Source organism: Burkholderia sp. PAMC 26561 (assembly GCF_001557535.2).
Classification (GTDB): domain Bacteria; phylum Pseudomonadota; class Gammaproteobacteria; order Burkholderiales; family Burkholderiaceae; genus Caballeronia.
In genome coordinates, this window is the sequence record NZ_CP014306.1 from 2,425,829 (window position 1) to 2,447,918 (window position 22,090).

The following is a 22,090-nucleotide window of genomic DNA, read 5'->3' on the forward strand; positions in this document are numbered from 1 at the left end:
GCGCCGAAACGTAGGCCGTTCGGCCTAATCGCCGTGGAGAACGGCCTTTGCTATCCTGTCGTTTCACCTCGCGACACGTCCCTGGCTTTTGCCGAACGAGCCGTTGCCTTTCACGCTCAACTAGCAGGATCCATGCTCGAACTTTTCTATTCGAACCGCCATGAAACGCTGTCGCAGGCGCTGCTGGACGACGTTGCCGCGTTCGCGCTCAATGATGGTGACCCCTTTGCAAGCAGGACCATCATCGTGCCGAGCGCGGCGGTGCGAAGGCGGCTGGAACTCGACACGGCAGCGCGCTTCGGAATCTGCGCCAACGTGGACCTGTGTTATCTCGCGCAATGGTTGTGGGCGCGCATTGGCGGCGTGTTGCAGGTGCCCGAGCATTCTCCTTTTGCGCCGGACCGGCTGGTGTGGCGGTGCTTTCGTCTGCTCGGCGCAATGGAGGACACGGCGCCCGAGGGTTCGTCGCGGCTTCACGCGTATCTGGATGCAGCCGACGATTCCATGCGCTACGAACTCGCGCGCCGTATTGCGACGGTGTTCGATCACTATCTGACATACCGCCCGGAATGGCTGCAGCACTGGCAGGCGGGCGGCTCGATCATGGCGTCCACCGGCGGCGCGATCGATGCCAACGGTCCACGCCTGCCCGGCGCGAGCGCCATCCAGCGCGAAGACGAACGCTGGCAGGCCGATCTGTGGCGCGCACTGCTCGCCGATCTTGCGCTCGATACCGACGCGCGTGACCCCACGCCGCCTGCGTACAAGTTCCTGACCGAATCGCCGAAGCTGGATCTCGATGCCGTGATGAAGGCGGAGTGGCCCGAGCGCGTCAGCGTGTTCGCGTTGCCGACCATGCCGCCGCTGCATATTGCGTTGCTGCGTGAACTGTCGCGCTGGATCGACGTCCGTATTTACGCCATCAATCCGTGCCGGGAATTCTGGTTCGATATTGTCAGCGAGGCACGGGTTGAACAACTCGAACTCGCAGGCAAGCTGGACTTCCAGGAGGTGGGGCATCCGCTGCTTGCCGAATGGGGCCGCCAGACGCAGGCACAGTTGCATATGCTGCATGAGTTGACCGAGAGTGCAGCATCGCGGGAAGCCAGTCATTTCGAGCACAACGCCGCGCCGAGCTGGCTCGCGCACGTGCAGAACGCCATCCTCGACCTGGACGCGCCGTCCGGAGCGGAGGAGGCACTCTCTCTCGAACCCGGGATCGAGATTCATGTTTGCCATAGTCTGTCGCGCCAGCTCGAAGTGCTGCACGACCGCCTGCTCGGCTGGTTCGACGAGGTCGACGGACTGCAGCCGTCCGACGTACTCGTGGCGTTTCCGGATCTGGCCGCAGCCGGTCCGCTGATCGACGGCGTGTTCGGCACTGCGCCGCCCGGCGTGGCCGGGGAGCGTCGGCGGATTCCGTATCGGATCACGGGTCTGCCGCCATCGCAGGCGAATCCTGTCGCGCGTGTGCTGCTTGACTGGCTGGCGCTGCCCGAGCGCAGCGTGGGTGCACCCGAACTGATCGAATGGCTGCGGGTCGATGCGGTCGCGGCGCGTTATGGCATCGATGCCGTCGCGCTCGAAACCGCGCAGACATGGCTGGCGGCGGCGGGCGCGCGGCGTGGTCTCGCGCCTTCGGCCGTCACTGGCGTGGATGTTCCTGCAGCCCGCCATACGTTTTCGGATGCGCTGACCCGGCTCTTCCTTGGCTACGCGCTGCCCGATGGCGGCGCTCCTGTCGACGAATGGCTGCCCGTGGAAGGCGCGCACGGATCGGATTCGGAGCTGCTCGGGCGGCTGACGCGTTTCATCGACGATATCGATGCCTTCGGCGAGCGCGTCGCCACACCACGCCCGCCCGCGGCGTGGACACAAACGCTGCTCGCCGCGCTCACGCAATTTTTCGATGCTGGCCTGCCGTTCGCCGATTCGATCGCCGATGTGCGCGCAACGCTCGACTCGCTGATGCTTTCAATGAACGAGGGCGCGGCCGAAAGCGAAATTTCCGCAGATGTATTACGCACGGCGCTGACGGATGCCCTGGACGATGCCGCGCGTGGCGGCGTGCCGTGGGGCGGTGTGACGTTTTCGTCGCTGACGAGCTTGCGCGGCTTGCCGTATCGCGTGATCTGTTTGCTCGGCATGGACGACGGCATGTTGCCAAGTCTCGCGCGTGCCGACGAATTCGACCTGATGGCAAGTTTCGGCAAGCTCGGCGATCGTCAACGCCGCGACGACGAGCGCAACTTGTTCCTCGACTTGCTGCTGGCTGCACGCGATCGATTGATGATCGCGTACACCGGACGCAGCATTCGCGACAACGCCGCACTGCCGCCCGCTGCGCTGATCGATGAACTGCTCGATCATCTCGCCGTGACGGTCGCGGGAGACGACGCGTCGCCTAAGGAACTCGAAGCGGCACGCAGCCGCTTTGTGTTCGAGCATCCGCTGCAACCATTCGCGCCTGAGTACTTCAGCAATCCCTTGTTCACCTATGAGCCTGAGCGTGCAGAGCTTGCCCGGACGCTGGCGCTCGGCAAGACCGAGCCGTCGGTCAGATTCTTCGGCGTGCCGTTGCCGGCGGAAGACGTCGAACCCATCGCCTTCGATGACTTCGAGCGATTTTGGCGCCATCCGGCGCGAGCGATCCTGCGCGATCGTCTTGGCATCGCGCTGTTCGACGCTGAAAGCGAACTCGGCGATACCGAACCGTTCGAGCTTGAATATCCCGGCCGTGCGGCGCTCGCTGACCGTGTGTTGCCGTCGCTGCTTGAACTCACCGTTGAAAACGAAACTCGTGCGCTCGAGCGCGCGCGCCGGGTTGCGCGTGCAAGTCCGGAAATGCCGGGCGGTGCGACGGGCGGCGTGTGGCAATCACGCGAGATCGGCGCGTTGCATTCGCTTGCCAATCGCGTTCGGATCGCAACGGAAGTAGGCGCGTCGCGTTTGCCTTTTGCGTTGTACATCGCGCCGCGCTGGCCCGACGCCGAACTCTTCGGACGCTATGACGCGACGTTGCAGGCGGACGCCCTGCAACCAATGCAAATCCACGGCACGTTGAATCTGCTGACCGACGAAGGCCAGATCATCTACCGGTACGACGTCCCGCGTGCGCGCGATTATCTGTCCGCGTGGCTTGCCCATCTCGCATATTGCGCCGCGCTGCCCGACGGTCCGAGGCGCACGGTATGGCACGGGCGCGGCGCGCAATCGAGCGGTTTCGAACTGACGCCTGTCGCCGACCCTCTTGCTCACCTTGCGACGCTTGCGGCGCTTTATCGCGCGGGACGGAGGTTGCCATTGCGGTTCTTCCCCAAGAGCGCGTGGACGTGGGTAACGGAGAGCGAATCCAAGGCGCAGGGCATGTGGATATCGGACAGGACGCGTGGCGAGTCGGATGATCCTGCTTTGCGCATCGCGTTTCGTGGCTCGGATCTGAGACTCGATGAAACTTTCGCCACGCTCGCTCGTCTCGTTTTCGAGCCGCTCAAGCAGCACTTGCGGAGCGACGCATGACGAATATGGCAACAAATATGGCAACGACCGTGAGCATCGGCGAACTCGATGTCTTCGAGTGTCCGCTCGATGGCGTGAACCAGATCGAAGCATCGGCAGGGACAGGGAAGACCTGGAACATCTGCGCGCTTTATGTCCGGCTGCTGCTCGAAAAGAAGCTCGCCGCCGACGCGATTCTCGTCGTCACGTTCACGAAGGCGGCGACGGCCGAATTGCACGAACGCATCCGTTCGCGGCTCGTGCAGATCGCGCATGCAATGGAAACAGGCGACGCGGCGGGTGACGCATTCATCGAGCGCCTGTTCGAAACGACGCTCGAGCGTGTCGATCCGGAGGAAGCGCTCAAGCGTATCCGGATTGCGCTGCACACGTTCGATCAGGCCGCTATTCACACCATTCACGCGTTCTGCCAGCGCGCGCTGCAAGAGGCGCCGTTTGCGGCAACCATGCCGTTCGCGTTCGAACTCGAAGCCGACGACAGCGCGTTGCGTTTCGAAATGGCGGCAGACTTCTGGCGTGAACGGGTCGAGCCCGCCGCGGCGCGTGACTCGTCATTCGCTGCGTGGCTGGTGAGCAAGGGCGCCGGGCCGGCATCGCTCGATGCACAGCTTTCGCGCCGCTTGAAAAAACCGCTGGCGGCGCTGCGCTGGGGCGAAATGGAATCAGGCGTGCGGGAAGACGCACGGGTGTTGTTCGACACGGCCTGCGCGCTCTGGCATGCAGAGCGCGCGACCATCGTGCAATTGCTCGTCGATGCCGAAGCGAAGCTCAGCAAGACCACGCACAAGCGTGCATTGATCGACGCCGCGATTGCCGCATGGTCCGATTATTTCGCCGATAACGACTGTCACGCGGCGCCCCCGAAGGAAGCGCTGAAGCTCACCGCAAGCGCGTTGAAAAAAGGCACGAAGGTGAAGAACGAGCCGCCCGCGCACGTGTTCTTCGACCATGCGGAGACGCTCGCTGCCGCCGCTGCTGCCGCGGAAGCGGCGCAGCGCGCAGCGTGGCTCGGGATCGTGCGTGAGTGGCTCGATTACGCGCCGCTCGAACTGGCGGCGCGCAAACGCACGCGTCGCGTGGTTTCGTTCGACGATCTGCTGTCGAACCTGTATCAGGCGCTCGACGCCAACCCGTGGCTCGCCGACGCGCTGCGTGCCCGCTACCCGGCTGCGTTGATCGACGAATTTCAGGATACCGATCCGCTGCAGTTCGCCATTTTCAGCAGGATCTTTGCGCCGCAGGGGCCGCTGTTTCTCGTCGGCGATCCGAAGCAGGCCATCTACAGTTTTCGCGCGGCAGATCTGCATACGTATTTGAAGGCGCGTGAAGAGGCATCGGCGAGATATACGCTGGCGGTCAACCAGCGCTCGACAGCGCCGATCATCGACGCCTGCAATCGGATTTTCAGCACGAATCCGACAGCGTTCATTCTCGATGGCCTCACATATCAGCCCGTGCGCGCGGGGACGCGCGAGCGCGAACCTTTCACCGATGACACGCCGTCAGCCGCGTATTCCGATACCGCCGATTTTTGCGTCTGGCTCTTGCCGCAAGGTGAATCGGTGTTGTCGAAGACGAACGCGAACCGGCAGGCCGCCGAGGCATGCGCGGCCGAGATCGTGCGCTTGTTGCGCGGCGCGCAGGACGGCGAAGTGTTGATCGGCGAGAAGCCGTTGTCGCCGGGGCAGATTGCCGTGCTCGTGCAGACTCACCGGCAGGGCAGTCTCGTCAAGCGCGTGCTTGCGAACTGGGGCGTGGGCAGTGTGGAATTGGCGCAGGCATCGGTGTTCGGCACGCTCGACGCCGAGCAGATCGAGCGCGTGCTGGCGGCTATCGATACCCCTGGCGACCTGCGTCGCCTTCGCGCCGCGCTTGCAACCGATTGGCTCGGCCTCGATGCATCCGAGCTATGGAACATGGAGCATGGCGAGACCGTAGAAAATGCCTCTGACGCCATGAGCTGGGTCGAGCGGTTCTCGCGATACCGCATGTTGTGGCACGAGCGCGGCTTCGCGGTCATGTGGCGCACGCTCGCGCGCGAGTTGTTCATTGCGCAGCGCCTGGTGGTCGGGCCGGATGGCGAACGCCGCTTGACGAACGTCAACCATCTCGCCGAGCTGATCCAGGCGCGCGGCGCGGTGCAACCGGGCATTGCGCCGACGTTGCGCTGGCTCGCCGCGCAACGCGCGGAGCAGAGTGGGGGAGAGGACGCGCAATTGCGGCTGGAATCGGATCGCAACCTCGTGCAGATCGTGACCGTGCATAAATCGAAGGGACTTGAATATGCGGTCGTGTTTTGCCCGTTCCTGAACGACGGCGCGTTGCGCGATCCACCTTCGTCCGGCCTTCCCGATGCCCGCGAATACCACGACGAAGGCGCAGCCGTCCTGCATTACGGCTATACCGATGAAGAAGGTGAGCGCGCTTCCGGCCTGGCGACGCGCGAGCAGGCAGCCGAGCGTGCTCGGCTGGTCTATGTGGCACTGACGCGTGCGGTGTATCGGTGTTATGTGGTGGGCGGCGTGTACCTGATCGGCAAGTCGGCGAAGGAATCGCGGCGCAGTGTGTTGAACTGGCTGGTCGCGGGAGCGGGCCGCGAGTTCAGCGACTGGCTGGCCGAGCCGCCCGAAGAGGACAATGTGATCGGCGCCTGGCAAGCGCTCGCGACCGGATCGATTTCGGTCGAGCCGTTGCCGGTCATCGATGTCCGCGAACCGCTGGTCGTGCGCCGCGATGCTGCGTTTTCGCCCGAGCCGCGGACGAGTCGTCGTGTGCTGCGCGATAACTGGCGTACCGCGAGCTTCAGTTCCATGATAGCGGCCGGCGCGCGCGAAGAATCGAACCAGCCGCAACCCGCCGACGAACGCCCGGACCACGACGGCCGCATCGATGCGGTTGTGTCTCTCGAACCTCCGTTGCCCGAGACGCCGGTTCCACTCGATCCCGACGACATCCTCGCGTTTCCGCGCGGACCGTCGGCAGGCGAGTGTCTGCACAGGATGTACGAACTGGCGGATTTCACGGAGCCTGCGACATGGCCTGAGGCCATCAAGAAAGCCTTGCACGAACATCCCGTTCCGCTTTCCGTTTTTGACGCACCGGAAACGGATCTCCCGTTGATGATGTCGCGCGTTCTCGCCGATACGGTGAAGACCGAACTCGTGCCGGGCATGCGGCTCGACATGATTTCGCCAAAGCGCCGCATGAACGAACTCGAATTCCTGTTCCCGGCGCAATCGCTGGATTTCGCAGCGTTGCGGCGCGTGCTCGTCGCGCACGGCTTTCCCGATGTCGCACTCGAAGCTGCAACCTTGCGCGGCTTCGTGAAGGGTTTTATCGACTTGATCGTGGAACACGAGGGGCGCTTCTGGATTGTCGACTGGAAGTCGAATCATCTTGGTCTGGCACCGGCCGATTACAGCGGTGCGTCGCTGGACGCTGCAATGGCTTCGCACGCTTACCACTTGCAGGCGCTCTTTTATGTGGTCGCGTTGCATCGCTATCTGAAGATCCGGTTGCGTGAATATGCGTTCGAGCGGCACATCGGCGGGTATTTGTATTTGTTCATTCGCGGCGTGCGTCCGGATTGGCGCAATGGCAGCGACCCTGCGGGCGTGCATGTCGGCAAGCCGTCGTTTGAACTGATCGAGGCGCTCGACCGCCTGATGCAAGGAGTCGCCGCATGAACGCGCCAGATCTGAATCTCATCGCCGACGAAAGCCTGGCGCTCGCCGATGGTTTCGCGCGCAGGATCGGCGTGTTGTCGAAGCGCCTTCAACGCGATGCCGGCAACACCCGATGGGCGCAGCGCGCCGCGTTCGCCGTAAGCCGGGCGACGACGCAGGGCCATGTTTGCATTTCACTCGCCGCATTGGCGCGCCGATACGGTGACCAACCCGGCACTGTGCGCGAGGCCTTGCTCGCGAGCGGTGTTGTGTGTGATGGCGAGGAAGTGGCTGCGGACCTGTTGCCGCTCGTCATCGATTCGGGCCAGCGCATCTATCTTGCGCGTTATTTCGACTATGAACGGCGGCTCGCGCGGGCGTTGGTCGAACGGTCCAAGGCGGACTTCGCCTCAGTTGGTCCAGACGAATTGAAAGCGCGAGTGGGACGGTACTTCACCGCATCAAAGAACGCCGGCGACGGCATCGACTGGCAACGCGTAGCGGCGCTGGTGGCGTTGTCGGGACGCCTGACGATCGTGAGCGGCGGACCCGGAACAGGCAAGACCACGACGGTCGTCGGCGTGCTCGCCTGTTTGCTCGACCAGGACCCCGCCTTGCGCGTGGCGCTTGCGGCACCAACGGGCAAGGCCGCGCAGCGCATGCAGGAGGCGCTGGCCGAACGCGCCGGCAGTCTGCCGCCGGAACTGGCTGCACGCCTGCCCAGCACATCGTTCACATTGCAACGGCTGCTCGGCACGCAGGTGAACGGGCGCTTCCGGCATCATCGCGATAACCCGCTTCCGTTCGATGTAATCGTGATCGACGAAGCATCCATGATCGATGTCGCGCTCGCCGCGCACTTGCTCGAAGCGGTTGCGCCGGACGCTCGCCTCATCATGCTTGGCGACAAGGATCAGTTGGCGGCCGTGGAAGCGGGCGCCGTGTTCGCGGAATTGAGCGCGCGGCTGGTTTTCAGCCAGCGCGGCGTGGAGCGGATTGCTGCGGCGTTGCCGGTGCCGGTGGAACGGTTTATCGGTGAGTTGCCGAGGGCTGAGGAGGATCAGCTATCGGTCGAGCCGGACCTCGAGCCCGCGTGGTATCCCATGCCGGAGGGCGACGCCTACGCCGAACTCGACTGGCATCCGGCCGCGCCGGCCGTCGCCATGGCGGAGGCGCAAAGCCCGCTGACTGATTGCGTGGTATGGCTGCAGCGCAATTACCGGTTCGGGCTGGAATCGGATATTGGCAGGCTGTCAGTTGCGATTCGCAGCGGTTCGGTGGACGAAGCGCTTGCGGCGTTGTGGGCCGGGGGCGATGCAACGCTCATCGATGACGCCGGCCCGCATCTCGCCGACCGTACGCTCGCGCTTCTCAACGCCGGCTTCGAACCCTACGCCCGAGCGCTCGCCGAAGCGCTGGCAACCGGAAGTGACGCAGCGCCGCTATTCGATGCCCTCAACCGCTTTCGCATACTTGCCGCAACGCGTCATGGGCCGCGTGGTGTCGATGAGATCAATGCTCGTGTGTCTGCCTGGGTTCGGGCGGCGGCTTCGGTGACATTGGCTACGGGCGCGCAATGGTTCGCCGGCCGGCCGGTGATCGTCACGCGCAATGACTATGCGCTTGGCGTATTCAACGGGGATGTCGGCATTGCGCTGCCAACACCCGGCGGCGCAATGCAGGTCTGCTTTCGCCTGGCCGATGGCTCGTTGCGCGCCATCTCGCCCGCTGCGCTGCCGCCTCACGATACGGCGTTCGCGCTGACGGTCCACAAATCGCAAGGCTCGGAGTTCGATCACGCCGCGCTCGTGTTGCCAAACGCGTTCGGCCGCGTGTTATCGCGGGAACTGGTTTATACGGCGATCACGCGCGCCCGTAGCCGCGTTGACGTGATCGGCTCGGCGGCGGTTTTTGCGCATGCGGTCCAGACGCCGACGCGGCGTGACTCGGGGCTGGCGGCACGCATTGTGGAGGCGGCATCGTGAATTACATGATCGACTATGCAATCCAGCCGAACGAAGTCGAGCTGATCGCCGTGCGCGCGCAAGGCGCGGGCGGCCAGAACGTCAACAAGGTATCCAGCGCGATCCATTTGCGCTTCGACATACGGGCGTCGTCCTTGCCCGAGTCGATCAAGATGCGGCTTCTCGCATTGCGCGACAGCCGTATCACGCGCGACGGCGTGATCATCATCAAGTCCCAGGAGCACCGCACGCAGGACATGAATCGCGCCGCGGCGCTTGCCCGGCTCGACGAGATGGTCCAGCGTGTGAGTATCGTCCGGCGCACGCGTGTGGCGACAAAACCCACGCGTGCGTCGCAGGTGAGAAGAGTCGAAGGAAAAGTGCGCCGCGGCGCCGTGAAAGCGACGCGCGGGCGAGTGGTCGGCGATTGATCCGCCACCAAAGCTTTAATGCGGAATCATCCACGTCAGCACGTTCTGCTGCAGCCAGACGAGCACGCCGAGCAGTACCGTCAGAAGGATGGAATGCTTGAACGTCTTGGCGAACACCACGCCTTCCTTGCCTTTGAGTCCCGTCGTGGCAACGCCTGTCGAGATGTTTTGCGGCGAGATCATTTTCCCCATCACGCCGCCTGATGAATTGGTCGCGGCCATGAGGATCGGATTGAGATTGAGCTGTCGCGCGGCGACCACTTGCAGATTGCCGAAGAGCGCATTACCGGACGTGTCGCTGCCCGACAGGAACACCGCAACCCAGCCGAGGAAAGCGGAAACCAGCGGGAAAAACGCGCCCACCGACGCCACGCCCAGGCCGAGCGTGTAGTTCATCCCGGAGTAGTTCATCAGGTACGCAAGCCCGACGATCGTCGCCACAGTCATGATGGCGATGCGGGTCTGAATCCACGTGTCCGCGATCGATGCGCCGAATTCACGCGCCGGCAGCTTCACGATCAACGCGGTGATGATCGCCGCGACCAGGATGGCCGTGCCTGTAGCGAGCGGCTGGAAATCCCAGATTGCGGCATATGGCTGGTTGTAGAGCGTGATGAAGACGGCTTTGTCGAGTCCGGGCCATGCCACTTTTACATCGCCGATCATGAAGATCTTCGCCACCGTCCACACGATCACGACCACTGACACCACGATCCACGGCACCCAGCCATGTCCGCCGGAAAGTTTGCCGCGTGTCTGCGCCACGCGATCCACGTTCACTGCGAAGCGTTCATCGGGCGCGGGTTTCCAGACGCGCAGGAACGCGATCGTGAGGATTAGGGAGACGAGTGACGACAGGACATCGGTGAGCGAGTAACTGATGAAATTCGATGTCACGAATTGCGTGAGCGCGAACGTCCCGCCGGCAACCAGCAGCACCGGCCAGATCTTGAGCATGTTGCGAAAGCCCGCGTAGACACCGATCACGTAGAACGGCAGCATCAGCGCGAAGAACGGCAACTGGCGGCCGACCATCTTTGCGAGGGCATCGGTGGGAAGGTGAGTAACGGCGCCGAGCACGGTGATCGGCACGCCCAGCGCGCCGAACGCAACCGGCGCCGTGTTGAAGATCAGCGTGAACGTCAGCGCTTCCAGCGTAGGAAAGCCGAGCAGGATCAAGAGCGAACTCGTGATCGCGATCGGCGTGCCGAACCCGGAGATACCCTCGAGCAGCGCGCCAAAAGAAAAGCCGATGACAACCAGCACGATGCGCCGGTCGTTCGGCAGGTTATCGATCATCCACATGCGGAATGCTTCGAAGCGGCCGGAGCGTTGTGCAATGTTGTAGAGCAGGATGGCCGCGAAGACGATCCACATCACGGGCCAGACGGCGAACATCGCGCCGGCTGCCACAGAATCGAGAGCAAGTCCTACCGGGAAATGCCACACGCCGATCGCTATCACGATCCCGACGACGAGTCCCGCTAGAGACGCCTGCCACGCAGGTCTGCGCGCCCATCCGAGCAACACGAGCACGACAATAATGGGCAGCGCCGCCACGAGGAAAGACCAGCCGAGCGAGCCGCTGACTGGCGTCAGAATCTGGTGGAACATAACGTCTCCTGGTTCTTATTTTTCAAGGACGCGCGGCAGTTCCGATTCTGGCGATCGCGGTTGCGATCCAGACGTCAGCGCGCTTTTAACGCATTAAGTAAGTGATCGGCGAACGTGTATCGACTAAGGATAGGGCGATGTGGACAGACGTCAAGGGATGAATACCCACGGCTGTCTCGTTCTATTGAGTGGTCGGCTCTTGCACGGCGGCGCCAGGCGACGCATCTGTGGACGGCGCATCGCGCAGCACCCAGACGGAGAGTACGCCCAGGCAAGCTGCGAGCCAAAGAAGGATCAGCGTAAAGACCAGCATGATAAGGAGTCCCCTGACGGAGCGCGCGAAACGGCGCTTTCGACGGAGGCAGGAGCGAAAACCGTGCCAGATCGGCTTGAAGGGCTTTACCGGCCGAGCAACGTCGCCTTCAGACAAACCAGCCGCTACTTCGGCGCGGCTGGTGTGAAACGGTTACATCAAACGGGTAAGGCGGGACTAATCCGAACCCTTAGTGATAATGCCCGTGGCCGCCACCGCCATGCCAGCCACCACCGCCGTGCCCACCGCCCCAGAATCCAAAGCCGATCGAAACCGCTGGACCGCCATAGCCGTATCCATAGCCATACGGATAACCGTAATACGCCGGATATGGGGCATAGACAGGGTAAGCCGGGTAGTAGGCGGGAGGTGGCGCGTAGCCTGCGGGCGGCGGCGCGGCAGAGGCATAACTGCTTGAATTCTGCTGTGCGTTTTGAGTGTTGTCGTACTGCTGCGCAGGAGCCGAACCGGAAGCCCCGTCCGGCGCCACAGGAATCTCACGTTGCGCCTGCGCCGTGCCGACCACCGGCTGACCGGCGTACGCGGGGTAGCCGGGGTAAGACGGATAGTATCCGTAAGGCACGTAGTAACAGCCGCTCAAGCTCAAGGCGCCCACGAGGGCTGCGGCTGCGGCTGCGAGCTTCGGGTTCATGATTCGACTCCTCGGTTGCGTAGAAACGCGATGTTCGGAACAACGAGAACCTGATACCAGGAGCCTAGCGCATCGTTGAAACGTGGGAAAGCGTTGGTGAGGCCGCGAATATTTCGACGTGTTTCATGACGATGAAACCGCATCGAATCACAAGCGGCCAATAGCCATCGGGCGCTCTCTACGAAAACTTACTTGCCGACCTGATTGCCGATAATGCCACCCGCCGCAGCTCCGCCGACGGTCGAAAGCGCGCTCCCGCCTAGGGCCGCGCCAGCCACGCCGCCTACGCCAGCGCCAACGGCAGTATCGCGTTGACGGGTGCTCATTTGATCGCAGGCAGACAGGCCACCAAGAAGTGCGACCACGAGAGCAGCAGCGCCAATCTGTTTGATCTTGTTCATTTCAACTCTCCAAATCGATAAATCAAGAAGGTGTGACAGGTGTCGCGGAATCGGCGTGTTCTTGTCTCGCATCCTCCCCGGACGACAAAACAGGTCCCGCCGATTCTTTCAATCAGAGAGCAGAAACAGTGCCCGATCGGGTGATTCCGCAGAACAAAGCAAACGGCCCGCCACATTCGCATGTGGCGGGCCGTTTCCATTTTCATCGTGCGTGAGTTTTTAAGTCCGTTGGTAAATCTCCGAGCCTTTCTTTACGAACTCGATGGCCTTGGTCTGCATGCCTTGCTTCAACGCCTCGATATCCGACACCCCCTGTTTAGCCGCATATTCACGCACGTCCTGAGTGATTTTCATCGAGCAGAAATGCGGGCCGCACATCGAACAGAAATGCGCGACCTTGGCGGAGTCCTTCGGCAGGGTTTCGTCGTGGAATTCGCGCGCCTTGTCCGGGTCGAGGCCGAGGTTGAACTGGTCGTCCCACCGGAATTCGAAACGCGCTTTCGACAACGCATTGTCCCGCACCTGCGCGCCCGGATGACCCTTGGCCAGATCGGCGGCGTGTGCGGCGAGCTTGTACGTGATGATCCCGGTCTTCACATCGTCCTTGTTCGGCAGGCCTAGATGTTCCTTTGGCGTGACGTAGCAGAGCATGGCGGTGCCGAACCAGCCGATCATCGCGGCGCCAATGCCCGACGTGATGTGGTCGTAACCCGGCGCAATGTCGGTGGTGAGCGGCCCGAGCGTGTAGAACGGCGCTTCGTCGCACCAGTCGAGTTGCAGGTCCATGTTCTCCTTGATGAGCTGCATCGGCACATGGCCCGGACCTTCGATCATCACCTGCACGTCGTGCTTCCACGCGATCTGCGTCAGCTCGCCAAGCGTCTTCAGTTCGCCGAGCTGGGCTTCGTCGTTGGCGTCGTAGATGGACCCGGGGCGCAGGCCATCGCCGAGCGAGAAGCTGACGTCGTAGGCCTTCATGATTTCGCAGATGTCCTCGAAGTGCTCGTAGAGAAAGCTCTCCTTGTGATGCGCGAGACACCATTTCGCCATGATCGAGCCGCCGCGCGAGACGATGCCGGTCATGCGGTTCGCGGTCATCGGCACGTAGCGCAGCAAGACGCCCGCGTGAATCGTGAAATAGTCGACGCCCTGTTCGGCCTGTTCGATCAGCGTGTCGCGGAAAATTTCCCACGTCAGGTCTTCGGCCTTGCCGTTCACTTTTTCCAGCGCCTGATAGATCGGCACCGTGCCGATCGGCACCGGGCTATTGCGGATGATCCATTCCCGCGTTTCATGAATGTGCTTGCCGGTCGAGAGATCCATGACCGTGTCGCCGCCCCAGCGGATCGACCACGTCATCTTGTCGACTTCCTCGCCAATCGATGATGTCACCGCCGAATTGCCGATGTTCGCGTTGATCTTCACCAGGAAATTCCGCCCGATGATCATCGGCTCGCTTTCCGGGTGGTTGATGTTGTTCGGGATGATCGCGCGGCCGCGGGCGATCTCCTCGCGCACGAACTCGGCAGTGATTTCCTTCGGCGCACCTTCGCCGAACGCCTTGGCGCCGAAAGCCTGCCCTGGATGCTGCCGGCCCATCATTGCCGCGAGCTTTTCACCGTTCGGACCGCTTGTCCTCAGCGATTCAAGATATTCCGCGCGGCGCTGGTTCTCGCGGATCGCGACGAACTCCATTTCCGGCGTGATGATGCCCTGTCGAGCGTAGTGCATCTGCGAGACGTTCTTGCCCGCTACCGCACGGCGCGGCGTGCGGTGCAAACCCTTGAAACGCAAGTCCGCGGTGGCAGGATCGGCGGCGCGTTCGCGGCCGAAATCGCTGGAGAGGCCGCTGAGCGATTCGGTATCGCCGCGTTCTTCTATCCACGCCTGGCGCAACGCCGGCAGGCCCGAACGGATATCGATGCTGGCCTCCGGATCGGAGTAAGCGCCGGAGGTATCGTAGACATACACCGGCGGGTTTTTCTCGCTGCCGAAACTTTCGTTCGTGTCGGATTGCGTGATTTCGCGCATCGGCACGCGGATGTCGGGACGCGAGCCCGTCACGTAGATCTTGCGCGAATTGGGCAGCGGGGCGATGGCGGCGGCGTCGACGACGGCGTCAGCAGACAGGAATTTCGGGTTGGCGTTCATGCGGTTTCTCCTGTGTCGACCGGACTGGGCGCTTGGGCGCTCAGTCCGGTCCCATGCAGATGGTTGCTATGGGGACGGTGTTCCCAGCCGGCTGGCGCGCGTACAAGAAATTCGCAAGACGATCGCAGGACGATCGAAAGCACGCGCACAGTCGGCTGAGCCAAACGCTAGCAACGGGAGACCGACGAAAAAGCAGAGAGAGAAGGCGGCGGATTTGGCGAGGATGCGCGAGAAGAAAGAGAAAGACCCCGGCGCGGCAAAATCCGAACGCTTCCCTGCGCTGGCATTATCCAGATCAGGTTCAAAGGGTATTTCTCACCCGCGACACACGGACAATCCCGACAGACAGATTGCGATGTGCAGCGCAGGACCCCCGCGTTAGCAGCCGCAACAATACACCCCGGCGTAGCGTGTTGGCAACCATCTGTAACGATCTCGCGAAAGCGCGCGGCGCTTACTGCATAATGGCGACCACTGCGTGTTGTCATGGTGTTTTCCCGGATGCGCCCCGAATATTTTCGTGCTGCCCGGTGTCACCTCAAGCGCGCGGCGGTTCGTGCCGGCTTTCGAGCCGATTCCGAGCTTCGGCATGGTGATGCCTGACCCTTTTTTGCTGCTTCCGACATGTTGTTCTGCCTTGCCCGTTTTGCCGCGATATTCGAGCGGCATGCGCGCCGTTCATCGGGTCGCCGGTTCCTTCCGGCCGGATCGATGCCGGCGGTTCCGAGCATTTCTTCGGATTGGGACGCACGGCCTGCCGATACTGCCAGCGGCGCGGAGTAACGGATGTCCACGTCGTTGCCGCCGCCGCAGTCTTCATCGACACCTGCTTCTTCGTCTTCTTCGCAGTACATTCCGCCCGCGACGCAGACTTCGGCGGACGTGTTGCCGTTTCCGCAGTCCACCGCCGATACCCAGGAGACGGGCGCGACGCAACCAGACGCTTTTTCGCCTGATACGGCGCCGCCTCAGCGCCGTCCGTTCAACCTGCCCGGCTATTTCCCCTTCCGGCTTCCAGCAACGAGAGGCGGGCGCATTGCGCTCGCGCTGTTCGTGGTCTATCTGGTCTGGGGCTCCACCTATATGGCCGTGCACTTGTCGCTGGAAGCCTTTCCTCCGCTGATGCTTTCCGGATTGCGCAATCTGTTCGCCGGCATCGGCTTGTTCATTTTTGCGGCGCGGCGCAATCCGGTCTGGCCGAAAGCCGCCGAAGTCCGCAACGCGGCGCTGGTCGGAACGTTGCTTGTGGGTTTATCGAGCGGGATGCTCGCGTTCGGCATGCGTACGGTCGAAACCGGAACGGCCGCCGTGATGGTCGCGACCGTGCCGCTGTTTGCTACGGTCATCGCCGCCATTGCGGGGCGCAAGGTGGCGAAGGGCGAATGGGTCGCGGTCGGGCTCGGGCTGGTCGGCATTGCATTGCTCAATCATGGCGATCCGTCATCCGGTTCCACGGCAGGCAGCCTGGCTATTCTTTGCGGCGCGGTCTTCTGGGCCGGCGGCTCTCATCTCGCGAGCCGTCTCAAGCTGCCTTCGGATCTGCTGGTATCGACTGCCTTGCAGATCGGCCTGGGCGGGCTGATGGCGACCATCGTGGCGTGGGTATCTGGCGAGCGCATCGTGAGCATGGCGTTCACGCCGTTCCTGTCGTATCTCTACCTCATGCTCGTCGGTTCGATGGCTGCCTACGTGGCTTACGCATACCTGATCCGTCACACGAGCCCGATTATCGCGAGCAGTTGCATGTACGTGAATCCGGTCGTGGCCGTGGTGATCGGCGCGCTCTTCCTGGGAGAAGTGATCACGAAGTGGACCGTCATGGCGACGCTGATCATCCTGGCGAGCGTGGGGTTGTCGTTCTGGTTCGATTACAAGCGGCGCGGGCTGGTTTGAGGTTCGAGCGCAAGACGAAAAAAGAGCCTCCGAGGAGGCTCTTTTTCACATATGCATCGCGTTCCCGGCGCGCTGAATCAATTACGCGCCGCGGTCCGTTCACATTACTCCGCGCCGTGCTTGTCGGCCGAGTTCGTGAGCGCGTTGCCCGCCTTCGAAATATCCTGGCCGGCGCCCGCCGTCGTGTTGCAACCTGCGAGTGCTGCGGTTCCTGCGATCAACAGCAAAGCGATGAGTCGAGTCATGAGCAATTCCCCTTGAGTATGCTGCAATTGATATGGGCAACTGGCCTATTGTCGATAAGCCGAAAAACCTTGCCCGAAGTCCGAATCCCGGCCATTCAGCGTATCAGCTAACACATCGTGGCTTTGGTTACGAGCGACCCTTAAAACGTCATCGCCTGAATCATGATTGGCGGCTTCGTTTCGATCGACCACACCGGTCTAAAGAATCTTAAAAAATTGGCCGTCCGCAGGCTGTAGGTGCGGATGTTTTTATCGTGTAGGCCAGCTCTGCAACTTGTGTCGGCGCTGTCCTACATGACTCAAACAGCCAATGTCACGCCGTAAAGTTGCGTACGCGGGGCATGGTCACGCGGATATCGGTGCCATGCGGTTCTCGCCGCTCGATCTCGATGCGCCCGCCGCGCGCGCTCACCCGCTGCCGCATGCCGAGAAGCCCGTGCGTATGCGTGCGCAGCAGATCCTCCGGCCGGATGCCGACGCCGTCATCGGCGACATGCATGGACACGCGCTCATCGTCGAGCGCCAATGCAATCGATACCCGCGTTGCCCGCGCGTACTTTGCGGCATTCGTGAGCGACTCCTGCGCGACGCGGAACAACGCGATCTCCACTTCCTCGCCCAGCTTGATGTCGTCTTCAGGCAACGCGAGGTCGAGCGTCCAGCCGGTGCGTTGCGCGGTCTCGTCGGCAAGGGTGCGAAGCGCCGTGACAAGCCCGAAGTTCGCGAGCACGGTCGGGCGCATGTCTTCGATGATCCGCCGCTTCAGCGCTATACCCTGATCCAGGTTGACCAATGCGCGGCCGAGTTTTTCGGCCATTGCGGGTTCCACGCTTTTCAGCTTGTTGTTGACCCAGGCAACATCCATCTTGCTTGCCGTAAGAATCGAGCCGAGTTCGTCGTGAAGTTCGCGGGCGAGTTCTGTCTTCTCGTTTTCACTCACCGATTGCAGATGCCACGCGAGCGCTTCGAGTTGGCGCGTGCGCTCGAAGACGAGCTGGTCAAGCTCTTCCTGTTGCGTGATGAGTTTCTGCTGCACGCGGTCCTGCTTGTCTAGCTGGATGCCGAGGTTGCGAAACAGAAGCAAGAACAACACGATGTTGAGCGCACACAACGCGCCCACGCAAAACGTGGAAATGCGCTGGTCGGCGCGGCTTGCATCGAGCGCGGATTGTGCGCGATTTTCCTCGTTGAGGCGCAACAGGGCGAGGGTGGTGTCGAGCGTGTCCGAGGTAGGGGCGGCCTGCGCGTTCAGGCCGGCGTTGATGCGTGCATCGAGGATGGTGCTGAGCTGCCGGAAACTGGTAAGCGCAGTATCGTCGGCCTTGCGACGGTAATAGGCGTCCAGCAATGCCACCGAGTTGCGTATGCGGGCCGCCGCAGCGTTGTAGTCCACGAGAGTCGCCGCGTCCGGCGCCGAATGGAATGCGCGCTCGTCGGCGGTGAGTGACGCAATGTCACCGTTTAGCGCCGTCAACAAGGTGGTCGCGCCTTTGGCCTCGAGCGCGGTCTCGTACTCCGCGGCGATGCGCATGCGGCCGGACTCGAGGATCACGAGACCGCCAACCGTGATCACGATGGCCACGGTCATCGCGACGGCCCAGCTCCAACGGCGCATCCAGCCGTTGATGCGCGCGTTCAGCCGGGCTGCATGGCGCGCGAAGCTTGGGGCCGGGGCCGCCTTGCTGCCGTCGTGCAAAGAGGAAGTCATAAGGATCGCCGGGTTTTTATGTAGCCAGTGTAGCTTTCCGAGTCGGTCGGGTCCTCTGAATCATTACGAAACACAGCAACCCAAGACATTTGAAAGCGTTTGTCGGCGCCGTCCTACAGCAAAACCGGCCAGCATCCAGATGGAAGCCGGCCGACTCGCCGCTACCATCCGGTCATCAAGACCAACTCTATGGGAACCGATCATGTTGAAGTGGGCATTGTTTTTCGCGATTATCGCCGTCGTTGCCGGTCTGCTCGGCTTCACCGGCGTTGCAGCGGGTGCGGCCGGGATTGCCAAGTTCCTGTTCGTGCTGTTCCTGATCGTCTGCGTGGTGTTCCTCGTGCTCGGCTTTGTAGTGACGAAGAAAATAGTCGACTAGCGCCCGCTCGTTTCTTCGACGCGGCCGGTGGGTCGCAAAGGGATTCAACGAAGCCGACTTTGCGAACCCGACGCCCGGAACGCTCCATCGGACGGAGAGGTCACCATGCTTCACTACGCCGTCATTTTCTTCGTCATTGCGATCATTGCCGCGGTGTTCGGTTTCACGGGGATTGCTGTTGGCGCCGCCGAGATCGCAAAGATTCTCTTTTACATTTTTCTCGTGGTGTTTGTCGTGACCTTACTGCTGGGTGTGTTCCGGACATGACGACCGGGCACGCCGTATGCGTGCGATAAATATAGCGACCGTAGACGCGCCGCCCAAGCCGTTACTCATCCCGGCACGCGTCGTGATCCCGTCCAATCGCTGAAATTAGAACCCCAAATCTGGAGCACATCAATGTCGAAATCGTCTGCTGTAAAAGCTGCACCGGTCCAACCCAACGAGACAGGTCAGAAGTCTGATCCGTTCGTGCTGGATGTGGAGAAGATCCGCGCCGACGCACGTCAACACATGGACGACGGTCCCGTTACATCCAGCTATGGCGCTGACAAGGATGTCGTACTGAAGCTGCTGAACGACGCGCTCGCGACCGAGATCGTGTGCACGCTGCGCTACAAGCGTCACTACTTCATGGCGAAGGGCATCCATTCGGAAGCCGTCGCGAGCGAGTTCGCCGAACATGCGACGGAAGAGCAGGAACACGCCGATACCCTCGCCGAACGCATCGTCCAGTTGGGTGGCGAGCCGAATTTCGCGCCGGACAGCCTGGCGTCGCGTTCGCATTCGGAATACAAGGAAGGCGGCAACCTTATCGACATGATTCGTGAGAATTTGATCGCCGAGCGCATCGCCATTGATACGTATCGGGAAATCATCCGGTATCTCGGCGAGAAGGATGTCACCACGCGCCGTATCTTCGAGGAGATTCTGGCAGTCGAAGAAGAACACGCCGACGACATGGCCGACCTGCTCGACGGCCTCGACGGTTGACAGGGCGTTGAAGTAACGGACGACTGAAAGCGAAAGACGGCGCGCGGCGGAATGATTTCCGCCGCGCGCCGTCAGTACAATGGTTCAAATATAAAACGGCCGCGGGCAGCGCAGATGATTCGAGTGTTGATAGCGGACGATCACGCAATCGTGCGAAGCGGGTTTCGGCAATTCGTTGCCGACGAACCCGACATGGAAGTGGCAGGCGAAGCGTCCACCGGGGACGAGACTATCGCGCTCGTGCGTGAGAGCGCGTTCGATGTGGTGCTGCTGGACATTGCGATGCCGGATAAAAACGGCATAGACACGCTGCGCGTGATCAAGCAGATTCGCCCGGAGCAGGGTGTGCTGATGCTTTCGGGCTATCCGGAGAGCCAGTACGCCATCAACCTGCTGCGCGCCGGCGCCAATGGTTATCTGAACAAGGATGCGGCACCCGACGAAATCGTGCGCGCCATTCGCACGGTCGCGCGCGGGCACCGGTACTTATCGGAATTCATCGCCGATGCACTCGCGGACAAGCTCGAAAAGCCCGCTGCGGAGCGGCCACACGAAGCCTTATCGGAGCGCGAGTTCCAGATTTTTTGCAAGCTTGCCGCCGGACAACTGCCGACTGAAATTGCGGATGAGCTGCATTTGTCGGTGAAGACGATCAGCACGTACCGCGCGCGCGTTCTCGAAAAAATGCGCCTCGCGAATAACGCCGATCTTACGTATTACGCGATCAAGAACGGATTGATCGAGTAGGAAGCAGGAGGATGCCCGCCGTGGGCCAACAAACGATCGCCGATGAAACCAGGCTTGCACAGAAGCGGCCGCTGAGCGTGTTGCTGATCGAGGATTCGCCGTTGATCCGGCGCAGCCTCGTGGAGGCCATCGATGCGTCCGGCGAGCTGAAAGTGAGTGCCTGGGCCGATACGCCTGAAGGCGCGATTGCGCTGCTGGCTTCGGCGGCATTCGACGCGGTGATCGTCGACTTGCAGTTGAAGAGCGGCTCGGGCATCGAGGTTCTTTCTTATTTGCAACGCACCGGCATCACCGATTCAACCTTCGCCGCCGTGCTGACCAACCATGCGTTGCCGGCCTACCGCGAGCGATGCCTGCAATACGGCGTGCGCCATTTCTTCGATAAATCCCTGGAATTCGACCGCGTGCTCGACGCGCTGCATCTTTATGCGCGCGCCCGGGGCTGAGCACGTCCGGGAACGGCGTCAATCCGTGTCGGCCTGATCCGGCTTCAAGGGATATTTCGCGGCGAGCGTGGCCGGCGCGAGCCACTGGAATGTGCGCATCTGATCGCCGTCAAAGGTGCATTCCACCGCGGCCGGCACAGGGGTTTTCGTGGTCTTGATCGGTGTCGCGCCCGCTGGCGCAACTCTCAGAATGTAAGTGCCTTCCACTACCACGCGCGTCCCGCGATAGGAAACACGCGGAATCTCATAGTCGAGCTTCGGGCTGGAAGCGGGATAGGTCTCGACCATCTTCGCCTTGCATTGCTGGGCGTTCTGATACCCCGTCGTGCATCCGGCGGTACAGGCGAGAACGGCGGCAGCGGCAACCGTGTAGAGGCTTCGATGTTTCATGTGGGCTCGCGCTAATAGAGACGCTCGATGAGACGCGCAGTCTACTTCAGTCGGCGGGCATTGGCAGAATCGCCCGGAAACGATAGCAGGCACAGGCGGCAGTGGCGTCCGCCCGTCTTTCCAAAGCCGTATCGGGTGCTGGTAGCGGGGACCGGACTTGAACCGGCAAGCCGTTAGGCGGCGGATTTTAAGTCCGCTATGTTTACCAATTTCATCACCCCGCCAGGCGGACGGCATTCTACCATCGGAAGGGCGGAGGGCCAATCCGCGGTGCCGTCAACGTCACGAACTCCGGTCATCGAGTCGGCCTCCGGCGCGCCGTTTTTGCACATCGATAAACGCGTTTATCTACGTTGCGCATTGCAACAAAGACAACTGCCCGCGCACTCGTCCATGTCGCTACCGGAAAGAAACAGAAATATATTCGCGACCGGGTGCATCCGTTTCATCTCAGGCCCGCGTATTTAGCTACGTGAAGATCAGCCGTCCTGATGGCATCAGGGCTTCATCGCTCCGGCCTGTCTTCATTACCTCATCCTCATGTCTCATGCATCACGGCTCCTTGTTGCAAGGTGCAGC

Annotated in this window: 18 protein-coding genes, 1 tRNA gene and 1 riboswitch; of the genes, 10 read left to right on the forward strand and 9 right to left on the reverse strand. The window is 61.9% G+C overall.

The features are described from left to right. Positions 1 to 132: 132 nt before the first annotated feature. Genes recC through arfB form a run of 4 tightly spaced genes read left to right on the forward strand, consistent with a single transcriptional unit; the run spans position 133 to position 9,579 of the window. Positions 133 to 3,519: an exodeoxyribonuclease V subunit gamma gene (gene recC, locus AXG89_RS11195; RefSeq protein ID WP_062169713.1), complete on the forward strand. Its 3,387-nt coding sequence runs from the start codon at positions 133 to 135 to the stop codon at positions 3,517 to 3,519. After that, positions 3,516 to 7,205: an exodeoxyribonuclease V subunit beta gene (gene recB / locus AXG89_RS11200; RefSeq protein WP_119024632.1), complete on the forward strand. Its 3,690-nt coding sequence runs from the start codon at positions 3,516 to 3,518 to the stop codon at positions 7,203 to 7,205. Before recC ends, recB begins: the two co-directional genes overlap by 4 nt. Beyond that, positions 7,202 to 9,169, forward strand: coding sequence for an AAA family ATPase (locus AXG89_RS11205; protein ID WP_062169715.1), 1,968 nt, complete (start codon positions 7,202 to 7,204; stop codon positions 9,167 to 9,169). The genes recB and AXG89_RS11205 overlap by 4 nt, the downstream gene beginning before the upstream one ends. A gap of 5 nt (positions 9,170 to 9,174) precedes the next feature. Further along, positions 9,175 to 9,579 (forward strand): alternative ribosome rescue aminoacyl-tRNA hydrolase ArfB, encoded by a 405-nt coding sequence (gene arfB, locus AXG89_RS11210; protein WP_062000790.1) that lies wholly within the window; start codon positions 9,175 to 9,177, stop codon positions 9,577 to 9,579. Positions 9,580 to 9,594: 15 nt separating this feature from the next. Here arfB and AXG89_RS11215 read toward each other — a convergent pair whose 3' ends face one another. The 5 genes from AXG89_RS11215 to thiC form a co-directional block, all read right to left on the reverse strand. Next, a complete protein-coding gene (locus AXG89_RS11215; protein WP_062169717.1) occupies positions 9,595 to 11,193 on the reverse strand; it encodes an L-lactate permease in 1,599 nt (532 codons plus the stop codon). Between the two features lie 181 nt (positions 11,194 to 11,374). After that, positions 11,375 to 11,506, reverse strand: a complete 132-nt coding sequence (locus AXG89_RS44140) for a hypothetical protein (protein WP_257792706.1) — start codon at positions 11,504 to 11,506, stop codon at positions 11,375 to 11,377. 190 nt (positions 11,507 to 11,696) lie between these two features. Continuing rightward, on the reverse strand, positions 11,697 to 12,158 hold the full coding sequence (locus tag AXG89_RS11220) for a hypothetical protein (RefSeq protein ID WP_119024633.1): 462 nt from the start codon (positions 12,156 to 12,158) through the stop codon (positions 11,697 to 11,699). A 188-nt stretch (positions 12,159 to 12,346) separates the two neighbouring features. Next, positions 12,347 to 12,559 carry a glycine zipper 2TM domain-containing protein gene (locus AXG89_RS11225; protein ID WP_061999017.1) on the reverse strand — a complete coding sequence of 71 codons (213 nt, stop codon included), beginning with the start codon at positions 12,557 to 12,559 and terminating at the stop codon, positions 12,347 to 12,349. Positions 12,560 to 12,778: 219 nt separating this feature from the next. After that, positions 12,779 to 14,710: a phosphomethylpyrimidine synthase ThiC gene (gene thiC / locus AXG89_RS11230; protein WP_062169721.1), complete on the reverse strand. Its 1,932-nt coding sequence runs from the start codon at positions 14,708 to 14,710 to the stop codon at positions 12,779 to 12,781. A 254-nt stretch (positions 14,711 to 14,964) separates the two neighbouring features. Next, positions 14,965 to 15,095: riboswitch (TPP riboswitch) on the reverse strand. Between the two features lie 401 nt (positions 15,096 to 15,496). Between thiC and AXG89_RS11240 the strand changes: the two genes are divergently transcribed. Further along, positions 15,497 to 16,603 (forward strand): EamA family transporter, encoded by a 1,107-nt coding sequence (locus AXG89_RS11240; protein ID WP_082771400.1) that lies wholly within the window; start codon positions 15,497 to 15,499, stop codon positions 16,601 to 16,603. 104 nt (positions 16,604 to 16,707) lie between these two features. On the opposite strand, the gene AXG89_RS11245 is transcribed toward AXG89_RS11240, so the two are convergent. Both AXG89_RS11245 and AXG89_RS11250 read right to left on the reverse strand, forming a co-directional pair. Next, positions 16,708 to 16,848: an entericidin A/B family lipoprotein gene (locus AXG89_RS11245; RefSeq protein WP_056352444.1), complete on the reverse strand. Its 141-nt coding sequence runs from the start codon at positions 16,846 to 16,848 to the stop codon at positions 16,708 to 16,710. Between the two features lie 313 nt (positions 16,849 to 17,161). After that, the gene (locus AXG89_RS11250) at positions 17,162 to 18,556 is read right to left on the reverse strand and encodes a sensor histidine kinase (RefSeq protein WP_062169725.1); all 1,395 of its coding nucleotides are present in this window, start codon (positions 18,554 to 18,556) and stop codon (positions 17,162 to 17,164) included. Between the two features lie 202 nt (positions 18,557 to 18,758). Between AXG89_RS11250 and AXG89_RS11255 the strand changes: the two genes are divergently transcribed. The 5 genes from AXG89_RS11255 (at position 18,759) to AXG89_RS11275 (ending at position 21,121) form a co-directional block, all read left to right on the forward strand. Continuing rightward, a complete protein-coding gene (locus AXG89_RS11255; protein WP_075360549.1) occupies positions 18,759 to 18,935 on the forward strand; it encodes a DUF1328 family protein in 177 nt (58 codons plus the stop codon). 105 nt (positions 18,936 to 19,040) lie between these two features. After that, positions 19,041 to 19,202, forward strand: coding sequence for a DUF1328 domain-containing protein (locus AXG89_RS11260; RefSeq protein ID WP_069638345.1), 162 nt, complete (start codon positions 19,041 to 19,043; stop codon positions 19,200 to 19,202). Positions 19,203 to 19,334: 132 nt separating this feature from the next. Beyond that, complete coding sequence (locus AXG89_RS11265) at positions 19,335 to 19,928, forward strand: ferritin-like domain-containing protein (RefSeq protein ID WP_061999021.1); 594 nt, start codon at positions 19,335 to 19,337, stop codon at positions 19,926 to 19,928. Between the two features lie 114 nt (positions 19,929 to 20,042). Continuing rightward, positions 20,043 to 20,675, forward strand: a complete 633-nt coding sequence (locus tag AXG89_RS11270; protein WP_062170541.1) for a response regulator — start codon at positions 20,043 to 20,045, stop codon at positions 20,673 to 20,675. Between the two features lie 20 nt (positions 20,676 to 20,695). Further along, positions 20,696 to 21,121: a response regulator gene (locus tag AXG89_RS11275; RefSeq protein WP_236873330.1), complete on the forward strand. Its 426-nt coding sequence runs from the start codon at positions 20,696 to 20,698 to the stop codon at positions 21,119 to 21,121. A gap of 18 nt (positions 21,122 to 21,139) precedes the next feature. Here the strand turns inward: AXG89_RS11275 and AXG89_RS11280 are convergent, their stop codons facing one another. Together AXG89_RS11280 and AXG89_RS11285 are read right to left on the reverse strand one after the other, a co-directional pair. Further along, positions 21,140 to 21,511, reverse strand: coding sequence for a hypothetical protein (locus tag AXG89_RS11280; protein ID WP_061999024.1), 372 nt, complete (start codon positions 21,509 to 21,511; stop codon positions 21,140 to 21,142). Between the two features lie 139 nt (positions 21,512 to 21,650). Next, positions 21,651 to 21,735: transfer RNA gene (locus AXG89_RS11285), tRNA-Leu, on the reverse strand. Positions 21,736 to 22,090 lie beyond the last annotated feature (355 nt).